Below are 13234 nucleotides of genomic sequence, written 5' to 3' on the forward strand. Positions count from 1 at the left end.
TAAAGTAGGGTATTTTTTTGTTATTTAAGTTAAAGGCGGGTTTCCCCGCCTCTATTTAGTGTAACTGGTTTGCATCATTACCGGGAGCCCCACTGAACAGGGTTTCGACATCGATCGCATCAAAGGGATAGTGGGCACCGCAATAGTCACAGTGCATCTCAATCTTGCCCTGCTCCTGCAGCATCTCCAGTACTTCGGCTTTCTCTACCTGCAACAGGGCACCCTCGCAGCGCTCCCGTGAGCAGGTGCAGCGGAAGGCGACGGCCTGGGGATCGAACACTCGCACCTTGTCCTGGTGATAGAGGCGGTAGAGGATCTCTTCCGCTTCGAGGCCAAACAACTCTTCATCCTTGATGGTGCTGGTGAGCTGGGTCAGATGGTCGAAGTCGATGCTGTGATCCTCACTCTGGGATGGCAGTTCCTGCAGCAGTATGCCCGCGGCGCGGGGCTCACCTTCATGGTGTCCGGTGCGGATCCAGAGTTTGGTCGCGAGCTGTTCGGACTGGGCGAAATACTGCTCCAGGCAGCCAGCCAGGGTATCGGCCTCCAGGGCAACGATGCCTTGATAGCGTTCCCCCTGCTCAGGGGTGATGGTGATGACCAGCTGGCCATTGCCTATCAGGCTCTGCAGCTTGCCATCGTCGGGCAACTCGCCTTCGTGGCGGGCGACACCGCGCAGCTGCTGGTTGTTATCGCCATTGATGACGGCCAGTCGTACCGGACCATCACCCTGCAACTGTACTGTGATGGAGCCTTCAAACTTGAGGGTGGCAGTGAGCAGGCTGGTGGCGACCAGCAGTTCGCCCAGCAGCTGTTGTACCTGAACTGGATAGCTCTGCGCCTCGATCACGTGGCGATAGGTGCTATCCAGCTGGACCAGCTCACCCCGCACTTCGTACTCTTCAAACAGATAGCGATACAGCAGATCTTGGTGACTCATCTCATCTTCCTTCGGGGTGGTAATGGCGTGGACACCCGGCATATTGGGCCGGGTGTGAACTTTCTGGTGCGCATGTCGTCATACAGGGGTCATGGACTCAGGTCAGTATTGCTTTACCCGGATCAGCTGGCGCCGCTCCTGCTTGTCGGGACGGCGCTCGGGGCTGGGGGCAAACTGGCTGTTGAAGCGGCGAGCCTCGGCATTTTCTGCCCGACGTTTGAGGCTCTCGGCCGTCTCTTCATACATCAGCTGGGCCAAGGGGGCCGATTTGCGCTGCTCGCTCAGGGTGAGTACCCGCACTTCCCGCTCGTCCTGACCCTGCCAGAAGCGGACCAGGGCGCCGAGCTCGACCGCCTTGCCAGGTTTGCTGCGCTGGCCGTTATAGTGCACCTTGCCCCCTTCGATCTGCTCCCGTGCCAGACTGCGGCTCTTGTAGAAGCGGGCGGCCCACAGCCATTTGTCCAGACGCAGGGAGGATTCGGGCGAAACGGCTTTGCTCATGACGTATTCCGACGATGTGACATGGTGACCGATTATACCAGAGCCGGGCCCCAGGGTTGAATCTGGCCTGCATTGGAGTGATGGCACGAGCATTTTTAGCCATATTGCCCTTTAGGTCAGTTGTCTCCGGCGGCATTGCCGTACACAATGACTGACCGATTTGGATAGAAAATTATTTTGAGAAACATGACGCTACCGTTCAAGGATGACTTGCTGTCTGCCTTGCTTGCCCAGGGCAAGCGGCTGCCCCTTGCCCGTCTTAGCCATTGGTTATTCTGGGGACTCTTGCTGCTGCTGGCTCATCAGTGCGCCGGTTTGACCTGGCGACTGCTCGCTTTGGCGAGTCCGGAGCCGCAGGCAACCTGGCAGCCCAGCACTGGAGCGGCAGAGACGGTGAGTCAGGGGACAGACCTGGTGCCCCTCACTCGACTGGGTCTGTTTGGCCGCGCCGAACAAATCCAGGCCCAGACCCAGGTGGCGGCAGATGCGCCCAAGACCCAGTTGAATGCTCAGCTCAATGGCCTGCTGGCCAGCACCAATGCCGCCAAATCCATCGCCATCATAGCCCACAACGGTACCCAGAACTCCTACGGCATAGGGGACTACATAGACGGTACCCAGGCCCGGCTGCGACAGATTTTTGCCGATCGCGTCATCATTGAACGCAACGGTCGTGATGAGACCCTGATGCTCGATGGTGAAGAGTACGGCAAACCGCTGCCAGCCAATGGCAACGCCACCGACAAGCTGGGTGAGGTGCGCGGCGAGCTGATGAGCAACCCGGGCAAACTCACGGATTACCTCAATATCTCCCCGGTCCGGGTCGATGGCCGCATGGCGGGCTATCGTCTCAATCCCGGGCGGGATCCTGAACTCTTTAATCAACTCGGTCTGGTCGCCAATGACCTGGCCGTCAGCATCAATGGGCTCGACCTGCGTGACAATGCCCAGGCGATGCAGGCGATGCAGCAGGTGGCGAGCGCCACCGAAATGACAGTGACAGTCGAACGGCAAGGACAGCTGTATGACGTCTATGTCGGCTTGTCAGAATAATGAATTGGAGTAGCACCAAGAATGATAAATAAAGGGAAAGGCTGGCGCCTGGCTTCTGTAGCGGCGGCCTTGCTGATGACGGGGTCCGTCTGGGCGACCGAGTATTCGGCTAGCTTCAAGAATGCCGAGATCGAAGAGTTCATCAACACGGTTGGTAAAAATCTCAATAAAACCATCATCATAGAGCCATCTGTGCGCGGCAAGATCAATGTGCGCAGCTACGATCTGCTCAACGAGGATCAATACTACCAATTCTTCCTGAGTGTGCTGGACGTGTACGGCTTCGCCGTGGTGCCCATGAGCAATGGGGTGCTCAAGGTGGTTCGGGCCAAGGATGCCAAGACCTCGGCCATTCCCGTGGTGGACGACAGCAACCCCGGCGTCGGTGACGAAATGGTTACCCGGGTTGTGCCGGTTCGCAACGTCTCGGTGCGCGAGCTGGCCCCCTTGCTGCGTCAGCTCAACGACAACGCTGGCGGTGGCAACGTGGTCCATTACGAACCTTCCAACGTGCTGCTGATCACCGGCCGTGCCGCCGTGGTCAATCGTCTGGTCGAGGTAGTGCGCCGGGTCGACAAGGCTGGCGATCAGGATGTGGATATCATCAAGCTGAAATACGCCTCGGCTGGCGAGATGGTGCGCCTGGTGAGCAACCTCAACAAAGACGGTGCAGCTCAGGGGGGCAATGCGGGCTATCAGCTTACTCCCAAGGTGGTGGCGGACGAGCGCACCAACTCTGTGGTGGTGAGTGGTGAGCCCAAGGCGCGGGCCCGCGTCATCCAGATGGTGCATCAGCTCGATCGGGATCTGCAGAGCCAGGGCAATACCCGGGTCTTCTACCTGAAATATGGCAAGGCCAAGGATCTGGTGGACGTGCTCAAGGGGGTCAGTTCCAGTATCGAATCCGACAAGAAAGGCAGTACCGCGGGTGGTGCGGCGGGTACCAGCATAGGTGGTGGTCAGCTTGCTATCTCGGCGGATGAGACAACCAATGCCCTGGTGATCACCGCCCAGCCGGACGTCATGGCCGAGCTGGAGCAGGTGATCGCCAAACTCGACATCCGCCGCGCCCAGGTGCTGGTGGAAGCCATCATCGTCGAGATCCAGGACGGCGATGGCCTCAATCTCGGGGTACAGTGGGGCAATGCCAATGGCGGCGGCACTCAGTTTACCAATACTGGCTTGCCGATCGGACCTGCCATCATCGCGGGCAAAGATTACCAGGACAATGGCAACACGGACGGGTTGGAAAACCTGCTGGGCAGCTTTAGCGGCATGGCCGCCGGTTTCTACAAAGGGGACTGGGCCATGTTGATGACGGCGCTCTCCACCAATACCAAGAACGACATACTCTCGACCCCGAGCATCGTCACCATGGACAACAAGGAGGCGTCGTTCAACGTGGGTCAGGAGGTGCCGGTGCAGACCGGCTCCCAGAGTTCGACCTCGGGAGACAACATCTTCAACACCATAGAGCGCAAGACGGTGGGCACCAAGTTGGTGGTCACCCCCCAGATCAACGAAGGGGACTCTGTGCTGCTCAACATAGAGCAGGAGGTGTCGAGCGTTGCCCAGGCTCAGGCCGCAGGTACGGCAGATCTGGGCCCGACCTTCGACACCCGTACCGTCAAGAACGCCGTGCTGGTCAAGAGTGGCGAAACCGTAGTGCTGGGTGGTTTGATGGATGAGCAGACCAAAGAGCAGGTCTCCAAGGTGCCGCTGCTCGGGGACATCCCCATACTGGGCTATCTGTTCCGCTCCACCTCCAATACCACGGCCAAACGCAACCTGATGATCTTCATCCGGCCGACCATATTGCGTGATGCCAACGTGTACTCCGGCATCTCCAGCAGCAAATACACCCTGTTCAGGGCCGAACAGCTGGATCGCGCGGCGCAAGAGGGCTACCTCACCTCGCCACCTCGTCAGGTATTGCCCGAATATGGTCAGGACATCATGGTCTCCCCCGAGGTCCAAAGACAGATCCAGTCCATGAAGAGCCGGCAGCAGGCCACGGCGGCGAGCGTGCAACCCTTCGTGCAGAGCAAGCCCTGATGGCGGCCTACCAGCTTGATGGCTGCGAATTGTCGGCATCACTGCCCGAGCTGCCATTCGCCTTTGCCCGCAACTTCGGGGTGATCCTGACCGAGCAGGCTGGATCGCCCGTGCTGATCTGCCGACCCGGGCTCACTTCCCAGACTTTGCTCGAGGTGCAGCGGGTGGCGGGTGCCGCCTTCGCCGTCGATCAGATAGAGGGTGAGGCGTTCGAGCAGCTGTTGATGGCCCACTACCAGCGCGACTCTTCCGAGGCGCGTCAGCTGATGGAGGATCTGGGCAACGAAATGGACTTCTTCGCCCTGGCCGAAGAGCTGCCCCAGAGCGAGGACTTGCTCGACGCCGATGATGACGCGCCCATCATCCGTCTCATCAATGCCATGTTGAGCGAGGCGATAAAAGAGGAAGCGTCCGACATCCATATCGAGACCTTCGAGCGGGTGCTGGTGATCCGTTTTCGCATCGATGGGGTATTGCGGGAGATCCTGCGCCCCCATCGCAAGCTCGCCTCCTTGCTGGTGTCGCGCATCAAGGTGATGTCGCGCATGGACATCGCCGAGAAGCGACTGCCTCAGGATGGCCGCATCTCACTGCGCATCGGTGGCCGGGCGGTGGACGTGCGGGTCTCGACCATGCCGTCCAGCTACGGTGAACGGGTGGTATTGCGTCTGCTCGACAAGAACAATATCCGGCTCGAGCTCAAGCAGCTCGGCATGACCCTCGCCAATCGCAACATCATCAGCGAACTCATCCGCAAACCCCACGGCATCATCCTGGTGACGGGGCCGACCGGTTCGGGCAAGTCCACCACCCTCTATGCGGCGCTGTCGGAGATCAACTCGCGGGATCGCAACATCCTCACGGTGGAGGATCCCATCGAGTATGACCTGGAGGGGGTGGGCCAGACCCAGGTCAATGCCAAGGTCGACATGACCTTCGCCCGTGGCTTGCGGGCCATCTTGCGGCAGGATCCTGACGTGGTCATGGTGGGGGAGATCCGGGATCTGGAGACAGCCCAGATAGCCGTGCAGGCATCCCTCACCGGTCACCTGGTGATGTCGACCCTGCACACCAACACGGCCATCGGTGCCATCACCCGGATGCGGGACATGGGCATAGAACCCTTCCTGCTCTCCTCGTCCCTGCTGGCGGTGCTGGCGCAACGATTGGTACGCACCCTTTGCCCCGACTGCAAGGAGGCGCGTCCGGTCACGGAACAAGAGCTGGCATTGATGCGCGTCGAGGGGTTGGACAAGGCCAGCCAGATCTGGCATCCGGTGGGGTGCGAACAGTGCAACCATACCGGCTATCGTGGCCGGACCGGCATCCATGAACTGGTGGTGGTCGATGAACCGGTACGCGAGGCGGTCCATGGTGCCAGTGGTGAACTCGCCATCGAGCGGCTGATCCGCCCCCATACCCCCAGCATTCGCCGTGACGGCATCGACAAGGTGCTCCAGGGGCAGACCAGCCTGGAAGAAGTGCTGCGTGTGACTCGGGAAGATTGAGGATAGGACGTGGCTGCATTCGAATATAAGGCCCTTGATGACAAGGGACGCCAGAAGCAGGGGGTGACCGAGGGAGATTCGGCGCGCCAGGTGCGCCAGCAACTGCGTGAGCAGGGGCTGACTCCGCTGGAGGTGAGCGAAACCACGGAGAAGGCCAAGCGCGAGGCGGGTCGTTTCCGACTGTTTCGCCGTGGCGCCAGCACCGCCGAACTGGCACTGATCACCCGCCAGCTTGCCACGCTTGTGGGGGCTGGGCTCACCATAGAGGAGGCGCTGCGGGCTGTCTCCCAGCAGTGTGAAAAGGCTCACCTCAGCAGCCTGGTAGCCACTGTGCGTGGTCGGGTGGTGGAGGGCTACAGCCTGGCCGATTCCCTGGGCGCCTTTCCCCACGTGTTCGATAAACTGTTTCGCTCCATGGTGGCGGCAGGGGAGAAGTCGGGTCATCTGGAGAAGGTGCTCAACCGGCTCGCCGATTACACCGAGCAGCGCCAGCATATGCGCACCAAGCTGATGCAGGCGATGATCTACCCCATGGTGCTGACCCTGGTCGCCGTGGGGGTCATCTCCATCTTGCTGACCGCCGTGGTGCCCAAGGTGGTTGCCCAGTTTGAGCATATGGGGCAGCAGCTGCCGGCCACCACTCGCTTCCTGATCGGCACCAGCGAACTGATGCAGCATTACGGCCTCTGGTTCCTGCTGCTGATCTTCCTGGGCGGTTTCGTCTGGCGTTGGTGGCTTGGTAATGAGCTGCGCCGCCGCCATTGGCACGGCATCCTGCTGCGCCTGCCGGTGATTGGCCGGGTGAGCCGGGGTCTCAACACTGCCCGCTTCGCCCGCACCCTGAGCATCTTGAATGCCAGTGCCGTGCCGTTGATAGAGGGGATGAAAATCTCCGGTGAGGTGCTCTCCAACGACTTCGCCCGGGCCCGTATCCTTGAGGCCACCGAGCGGGTACGTGAGGGAACCAGTCTTCGCAAATCATTGAATGAAACCAAGATATTTCCGCCCATGATGTTGCACATGATCGCTTCTGGCGAGCAGAGTGGCGAGCTCGACAGCATGCTGGAGCGGGCGGCAGACAACCAGGACAGGGAGTTCGAAAGTCAGGTCAATATTGCGCTTGGCGTGTTCGAACCCATGCTGGTGGTCTCCATGGCCGGGGTGGTGCTCTTTATCGTGATGTCGATCCTGCAGCCGATCCTGGAACTGAACAACATGGTCAATATGTGAATAAGCAGGCTACTCCAGCAGCCCATTCACTCGCGCTCAACAACATGGTCAATATGCAACGGGATCCGTCTGCCGGGTCTCACTATGGTCAATCTCTGATGGCAGCCGCCATCTTATTTATCGAGGGAGTAAGTCATGGATAAGCGTCGTCAATCGGGTTTCACCCTGCTGGAAGTCATGGTGGTCATCGTCATCCTGGGGATACTGGCCAGCCTGGTGGTGCCCAACTTGATGGGGAACAAGGAGAAAGCCGATCAGCAGAAGGCGGTTTCCGACATAGTGGCGCTGGAAAACGCCCTCGACATGTACAAGCTGGACAACAATCGCTACCCGACCACGGAGCAGGGGCTGGATGCCCTGGTCAACAAACCGACTTCGGCCCCGGAACCGCGCAGCTACCGGGATGGGGGCTATATCAAGCGCCTGCCACAAGATCCCTGGAGCAACCCTTATCAGCTGCTCAGCCCGGGTCAATTCGGCAAACTCGACGTCTTCTCCATGGGGCAAGATGGCGAAGCGGGTACCGACGACGACATCGGCAACTGGAATCTGAAGGACTTCCAGTAAGTGCCGACTCGCCGCGTCTCTCGCCTCGACCGACAGCCATGAGTCACCTCTTGGGGCGCCATGCCTGCATTTTCATCTGGCAGCAGCTGCCAGCGCTGATGGGGCCGCTGTCCATTGTTGTCCCCCTGACAGGGTGGGCTCAATGAGGGCTCGTCGTCAGGCAGGCTTCACCCTGTTGGAGGTGCTGCTGGTCGCCATGTTGATGGGATTGGTGGCCACCGCCGTCACCCTCAGCATGGGGGGCGCCAAGGGGGATCGCGAGCTGGACAAACAGGCGCGTCGCTTCATGGCCGTATTACAACAGGCCCAGGAGCAGGCGGTGATGGATGGTCGCCTGCTGGGGTTGCGGCTCGACGATCACGGCTGGCAATTCATGGTGCGCCAAGGGAAAGATCGCAGCTGGAAGGCCTTGAGTGATGACAAGGTGCTGGGGCCGGTGCAACTGCCTGAGGATATCCAGCTCGGCGTCGAACTGGGCGGGTTGGCCTGGCAGCCGGATGAAGATGAGCGAGGGGAGGGGGACAAGGTGGCCAGTCCCCAGGTGTTTATCTTTCCCGGTGACGAGTTGACCCCCTTCGTGCTGACCTTCAGTCAGCTGGTCGATGAGGAGCGTTACTTCCGTGTGGTGTGGGCCGATGAGTTTGGCAACCTTACCCTGGATAGCGATCGGCCTGAGGAGGAGCAATGAAGATCCAGTACGTCCGTGTGGTGTGGGCCGATGAGTTTGGCAACCTTACCCTGGATAGCGATCGGCCCGAGGAGGAGCAATGAGGGCCCCGCGCGTGGCTTTGCGCCATGGTGGGCCTCGCCGGGCGAGGGGCATGACGCTGCTCGAGGTGATGGTGGCCCTGGTGGTCTTTGCCATCGCCGGGCTGGCAGTGATGAAGGCGGCGAGCGAGCACCTTGCCGGGCTCAGTTATCTGGAGCAGAAAACCCTGGCGACCTGGGTTGCCCAGAACCAGCTGGTCCAGCAGCGACTCGAGGGCACCTGGCCGAGCGAAGGCTGGGTCGAGGGTGATGAGGAGATGGCGGGGCAGCGCTGGTATTGGCGTCATCACGGTGTCGCCACCGCCGACAGTAATTTCAAGGCACTGGATCTGGAAGTGCGCACCGCCCCCAAATCCGAAAGTCCCGTGACCATGATGCGAACCTATGTCAGCCGATAACCGCTCCCCCGGCCGCGCCGCTCCCTGGCTTACCTTGCCTGGCACCTCGAGGATGCCAGTAGCGCCGCAGAGGTCGCGAGGGTGGCAGGGGGGCTTCACCCTGCTCGAGATGCTGGTGGCGATCGCCATCTTCGCAGGCCTGAGTCTGGGCGCCTATCAGGTGTTGCAGGGGGTGCTCACCAGCGATGAGGTGGCCAAGAAGAAAGAGGTGCGCTTGGCCCAATTGCAGCGGGCCTTCGATCTGCTGGAACGGGACGTGAGCCAGATGGTGCCGCGCACCGGTCGCATCCAGGGCGAAAACAACCGGGTGCTGCTGGCGGCTAGCCAGTTTGGCCAGCAGAGTGACGACTGGGGCATGGCCTTCATTCGGGGCGGCTGGCTCAATCCGGATGGCATCTTGCCGCGATCTGGCCTGCAACGAGTCGGCTGGCGGCTCAAGGATAACCAGTTGGAGCGACTCAGCTACCTCTATCCGGATCCCGTGATAGGCACCGAGCCCAGGGTGCAGGTCCTGCTCGACCGGGTGACGGGACTGCGCCTCTTTTTCTACAGCGAGGGGGGCTGGAAGTCGGAGTGGACCCAGGAGGCGCGTCTGCCTGAGGGACTGGCGGTTGAGCTGGATCTGGATGATTACGGCACCATACGCCGCCAGTTTCTGATTGGGGCCGGCGGCCAGAGGCTCGAAGATGCACCGACACAATAAGGGCGCCGGGCCGGGAAGAGGCCGGGGCATGGCATTGCTGGTGGTGTTGCTGATCCTCTCGGTGATGGTGATCATCGCCAGCAACATGAGTGGTCGCTTGCAGCTTGAGCTCAGGCGCACGGCCAACCTCAGCAGCGGCAAACAGGCCTGGTGGTATGCCATCTCCACCGAGGCGCTGGTCAGCAAGATCCTGGCCCAGGACTTCAAGGATGACCCCAAGGTGGTCAGCCTTGGCCAGTACTGGGCCCGCAAGGATGTGGTGTTTCCGGTCGAGGATGGCACTCTCAAGGGAGAGGTACGCGACCTGCAAAGCTGCTTCAACCTCAACAGCCTGAGCGTGGCGCAACAGGGGGGCAATGGGGACGATCTGGCCAACCAGCCTTATCCCGTCAAGGTGTTCCACACCCTGTTGACCCTGCTCGAGGTTGACGAATACGAGGCGACCCAGCTGACGGATGCGGTGCGTGACTGGACCGACAGCGATACGGTGCTGGTCTCCAGCTATGGCGCCGAAGATGCATATTATGAAGGGTTGAATCAGCCCTATCTGCCCGCCAACCAGAAGATGCTGGGGGTGGATGAACTGCGGGCCGTGCGTGGGGTCAGCGGCAAGCTGTATGCCAGGCTGGCACCCTATGTCTGCGCCCTGCCAAACGACAAGTTGCTGGTGAACATCAATACCATAGCCCCAGAGCAGTCCGAACTGCTGGCGGCACTCTACCTGGGAAAGATCGGTGTGGATGATGCCAAGGGAGTGCTCAATGATCGCCCCAAGAAAGGGTGGCAAAGCAAAGAGGAGATGACGAGCCTGCCTGCACTGGCGGCAGGCTCCGGCATCAAGGGGCTGAATGAGGCGATAGACGTCAAGAGCGATTACTTTGTGGCCTATCTGCTGGCCGAGGTGGCTGACACCCGGGCCAGGCTGGAGACCTACTTCCAGCGCAGTAAAGACAACAAGGCGGTGGTGCTGCGGCGGGTCAATGGGGGGGCTGAGTGAAGCTCGCCTCGACGCGTGACGGCATCTCGCTGTTCATATCAAGGGTCAGCCGTCGACAGGACTCGGCCCTGACCAAGGAGAAGCTGTATTGAACGAGAGTCTGGTCATCCGTCTGGGGATAACCCAGGAAGAGCCGGTCGAGTGGCTGGTCTGGTCGAAGGGAGAGGAGGAGATCATCGCCTCCGGGACCCTGGCCTCGGCCCATGAACTGCATGAACTGCGTGAGCGGGCCGGTGGCCGTCCCGTGGTCGCCCTGGTGCCGGGCAGCGCCGTTATCTTCCGGCGAGTGCGGCTGCCGGGCAAGTACAACCGCCAGTCGGCGGCGGCCCTGCCCTATCTGCTCGAAGAGCAGATTGCCTCCGATGTGGAGTCCCTGCATCTGGTCGTGCTGGCCCATCAGGGTCAGGAGGTGGATCTGATGGCGGTGGACAACCAGCAGATGCTGCGCTGGCTCGGTTGGCTCGAGGCGGCAGGGCTCAAGAGCCTGCAACTGCTGCCGGACGTGCTGGCCTTGCCGCAGGCCAGTGATGGCTGGTCGGCGCTGCAACTGGGCAAGGTCTGGCTGCTGCGCCAGGGGCCTCACCAGGGGTTGGTGGCAGACGAAGCCTTGCTCGGCCTGTTGCTGAGCACTCAGCCCGAGCCTGTCACCATCCACAGCCATACGCCGCCCCCGGCACTGGCGGGAGCCAACTGGCTGGAGGCCGATCCCGAGCTGCCCATGCTGCTGCTGGCCCGGGAGGCGCTGCGCGGTCAGGTAAACCTGTTGCAGGGGGCTTTCCGGCCACAGACCGAGTACAGCCGCCACTGGTTGCAGTGGCGCAAGGTGGTGGTGGTGGCGGTGGCCTTGTTGCTGGTCACCCTGGGACAGCGAGGCCTGGCCCTCTATCAACTCGATAGCCAGGACAAGGCGCTCAAGGCCGAGATCCGCGAGGTCTATACCCGCATCTTCCCGGGAGAGACCCGGATCGTGAATGTACGCAGCCAGGTTGAGCAGCATCTGAGGTTGCTGGGGGGGGCGTCCCAAAGTGGCGTCTTGCTGTTTTTGACCGAGCTGGCCCCCACCTTTGCCGAAGTACCGGGACTCAAGCCCGAGGTGCTGCGCTTTGATGTGGAGCGGGGAGAGCTGAGGCTGCAAGTCACGGCTCCCGGTTTTACCGAGATGGAACGATTCCGGGAGTTGGCGGGCAAGCGTTTTGAGGTGCAACAGGGCGAGGTGCGTAGCACGGAAGGCCGAGTCGAGGGGGCACTGGTGCTCAAGGGTAAATCATCATGATGGCAAGGTTTGAACTCTGGTGGCGCGGCATCAGCGCCCGGGAGCAGCGACTGCTAGCAATTGGCGGCACCTTGCTGACCATAGGTCTCTTCTATTGGCTGGTTTGGCAGCCCCTCGACAGTCGCATTGCGGAGCGGGAGCGGCAGGTGAAGAACCAGCAGCAGACCCTGGTCTGGCTGAAAGAGAAGGGCGAGCGAGTCCTGGCTGCCCAGGCGGGCAGCGGCCGCAACATCGAGCTGGGGGGGACGCTGGATGGGGTGGTCAACCGTACCGCCTTCAATCACAAGATCAAGATCACCCGACTGCAACCCCAGGGTCAGGAGCTGCAGGTATGGATAGACGCGGTTCCCTTCGATGGGCTCTTGATGTGGCTGGCTGAACTGTCGGACCGATATGGCGTCCAGGTCAAGGTGATAGAGGTGGCCCGCGAGCAGTTGCCCGCAGGCATGGTCAAGGTGAGACGCTTACAGGTGAGTCGCCCGCAATGAAACGCAAGATCTGGATAGTCGTCGTCTTCATGCTGGCCTGGCTGGGCTTCTTGCTGACCAGCGTGCCCGCCAGCCTGATGGTTCGTCATCTGCCGTTGCCGCCCATGGTCAAACTGGAAGGGGTGAGTGGCACCCTCTGGCAGGGGGAAGTGGCTCGTCTGCAATATGCCAGCGAGTCTGTGACCCGGTTGCGTTGGGATCTCAATGGTTGGTCGCTGCTGCGCTTTGCTCCCGAACTGACGGTGCGTTTTGGCGAGCGGGATGGCCTCAACGGCCAGGGCGTGGTGGGCTGGGGCGGTGCCGTCTTTGGCCGCGATCTGACCCTCAACGCCCCCGCTCCCTGGTTACTGAGCCGCTTGCCTATGCGCCTGCCCTTCCCGGTCACGGCGACGGGCCAGTTGCAGCTCAAGCTTGATGAATTCAGTCAGGGCAAGCCCTGGTGCGATAGCCTCTATGGCAACCTCTATTGGTATGATGCCGAGGCCGAAACCCCGGCAGGCAAGCTGAAACTGGGGGATCCAGAGCTCAAGCTGACCTGCCTCGACTCCCGGCTGGTGGCCGAGCTCAAACAGGGCTCTGAGGCGGTGCAGGTGCTGGGCAAGCTGGAGTTGCAGGCCAATCGCCAGTATCTGTTCCAGGGCAGCCTCAAGCCGGGCCCTGAGTTGCCGGATCAGATGAAACAGGGGTTGCCCTACCTCGGTCAGCCAGACAGTCAGGGTCGCTTCCCGCTGCGCTATCAGGGCCGGATCTAAC

Annotated in this window: 14 protein-coding genes; 12 read left to right on the top strand and 2 right to left on the bottom strand. The window is 61.0% G+C overall.

The features are described 5' to 3' along the window. Positions 1-55: 55 nt before the first annotated feature. Together hslO and hslR are read right to left on the bottom strand one after the other, a co-directional pair. A complete protein-coding gene (hslO, locus tag ACSMDR_RS12190; protein WP_436468419.1) occupies positions 56-940 on the bottom strand; it encodes an Hsp33 family molecular chaperone HslO in 885 nt (294 codons plus the stop codon). Positions 941-1042: 102 nt separating this feature from the next. Next, positions 1043-1441, bottom strand: a complete 399-nt coding sequence (hslR, locus tag ACSMDR_RS12195) for a ribosome-associated heat shock protein Hsp15 (protein ID WP_005891901.1) — start codon at positions 1439-1441, stop codon at positions 1043-1045. Positions 1442-1627: 186 nt separating this feature from the next. On the opposite strand from hslR, the gene exeC reads away from it, so the two are divergent. From exeC to exeN, 12 genes are all read left to right on the top strand, one after another. Next, positions 1628-2494, top strand: a complete 867-nt coding sequence (gene exeC / locus ACSMDR_RS12200) for a GspC family type II secretion system variant ExeC (protein WP_436468420.1) — start codon at positions 1628-1630, stop codon at positions 2492-2494. Positions 2495-2515: 21 nt separating this feature from the next. Then, positions 2516-4549: a GspD family T2SS secretin variant ExeD gene (gene exeD, locus ACSMDR_RS12205; RefSeq protein ID WP_005891895.1), complete on the top strand. Its 2034-nt coding sequence runs from the start codon at positions 2516-2518 to the stop codon at positions 4547-4549. Further along, the gene (gspE, locus tag ACSMDR_RS12210) at positions 4549-6057 is read left to right on the top strand and encodes a type II secretion system ATPase GspE (RefSeq protein WP_436468421.1); all 1509 of its coding nucleotides are present in this window, start codon (positions 4549-4551) and stop codon (positions 6055-6057) included. Before exeD ends, gspE begins: the two co-directional genes overlap by 1 nt. A 9-nt stretch (positions 6058-6066) precedes the next feature. Next, on the top strand, positions 6067-7287 hold the full coding sequence (gene exeF, locus ACSMDR_RS12215) for a GspF family T2SS innner membrane protein variant ExeF (protein WP_436468422.1): 1221 nt from the start codon (positions 6067-6069) through the stop codon (positions 7285-7287). A gap of 135 nt (positions 7288-7422) precedes the next feature. Continuing rightward, on the top strand, positions 7423-7854 hold the full coding sequence (gene exeG / locus ACSMDR_RS12220) for a GspG family T2SS major pseudopilin variant ExeG (RefSeq protein WP_005891890.1): 432 nt from the start codon (positions 7423-7425) through the stop codon (positions 7852-7854). Positions 7855-7996: 142 nt separating this feature from the next. Next, positions 7997-8542, top strand: coding sequence for a GspH family T2SS minor pseudopilin variant ExeH (gene exeH / locus ACSMDR_RS12225; protein WP_005891888.1), 546 nt, complete (start codon positions 7997-7999; stop codon positions 8540-8542). A gap of 79 nt (positions 8543-8621) precedes the next feature. After that, positions 8622-9020 carry a type II secretion system minor pseudopilin GspI gene (gene gspI, locus ACSMDR_RS12230; protein ID WP_436468423.1) on the top strand — a complete coding sequence of 133 codons (399 nt, stop codon included), beginning with the start codon at positions 8622-8624 and terminating at the stop codon, positions 9018-9020. 52 nt (positions 9021-9072) lie between these two features. Further along, positions 9073-9723, top strand: coding sequence for a GspJ family T2SS minor pseudopilin variant ExeJ (gene exeJ, locus ACSMDR_RS12235; RefSeq protein WP_436469316.1), 651 nt, complete (start codon positions 9073-9075; stop codon positions 9721-9723). Then, a complete protein-coding gene (exeK, locus tag ACSMDR_RS12240; RefSeq protein ID WP_436468424.1) occupies positions 9707-10720 on the top strand; it encodes a GspK family T2SS minor pseudopilin variant ExeK in 1014 nt (337 codons plus the stop codon). Before exeJ ends, exeK begins: the two co-directional genes overlap by 17 nt. Before the next feature lie 88 nt (positions 10721-10808). Then, complete coding sequence (gene exeL, locus ACSMDR_RS12245) at positions 10809-11993, top strand: GspL family type II secretion system protein ExeL (protein WP_436468425.1); 1185 nt, start codon at positions 10809-10811, stop codon at positions 11991-11993. Then, positions 11990-12481, top strand: coding sequence for a GspM family type II secretion system protein ExeM (exeM, locus tag ACSMDR_RS12250; RefSeq protein ID WP_005891874.1), 492 nt, complete (start codon positions 11990-11992; stop codon positions 12479-12481). Before exeL ends, exeM begins: the two co-directional genes overlap by 4 nt. Further along, positions 12478-13233: a GspN family type II secretion system protein ExeN gene (gene exeN / locus ACSMDR_RS12255; protein ID WP_436468426.1), complete on the top strand. Its 756-nt coding sequence runs from the start codon at positions 12478-12480 to the stop codon at positions 13231-13233. Before exeM ends, exeN begins: the two co-directional genes overlap by 4 nt. The last annotated feature ends 1 nt before the right edge of the window (position 13234 follow it).

The organism is Aeromonas molluscorum, from assembly GCF_051376105.1.
Classification (GTDB): Bacteria; Pseudomonadota; Gammaproteobacteria; order Enterobacterales; family Aeromonadaceae; genus Aeromonas; species Aeromonas molluscorum.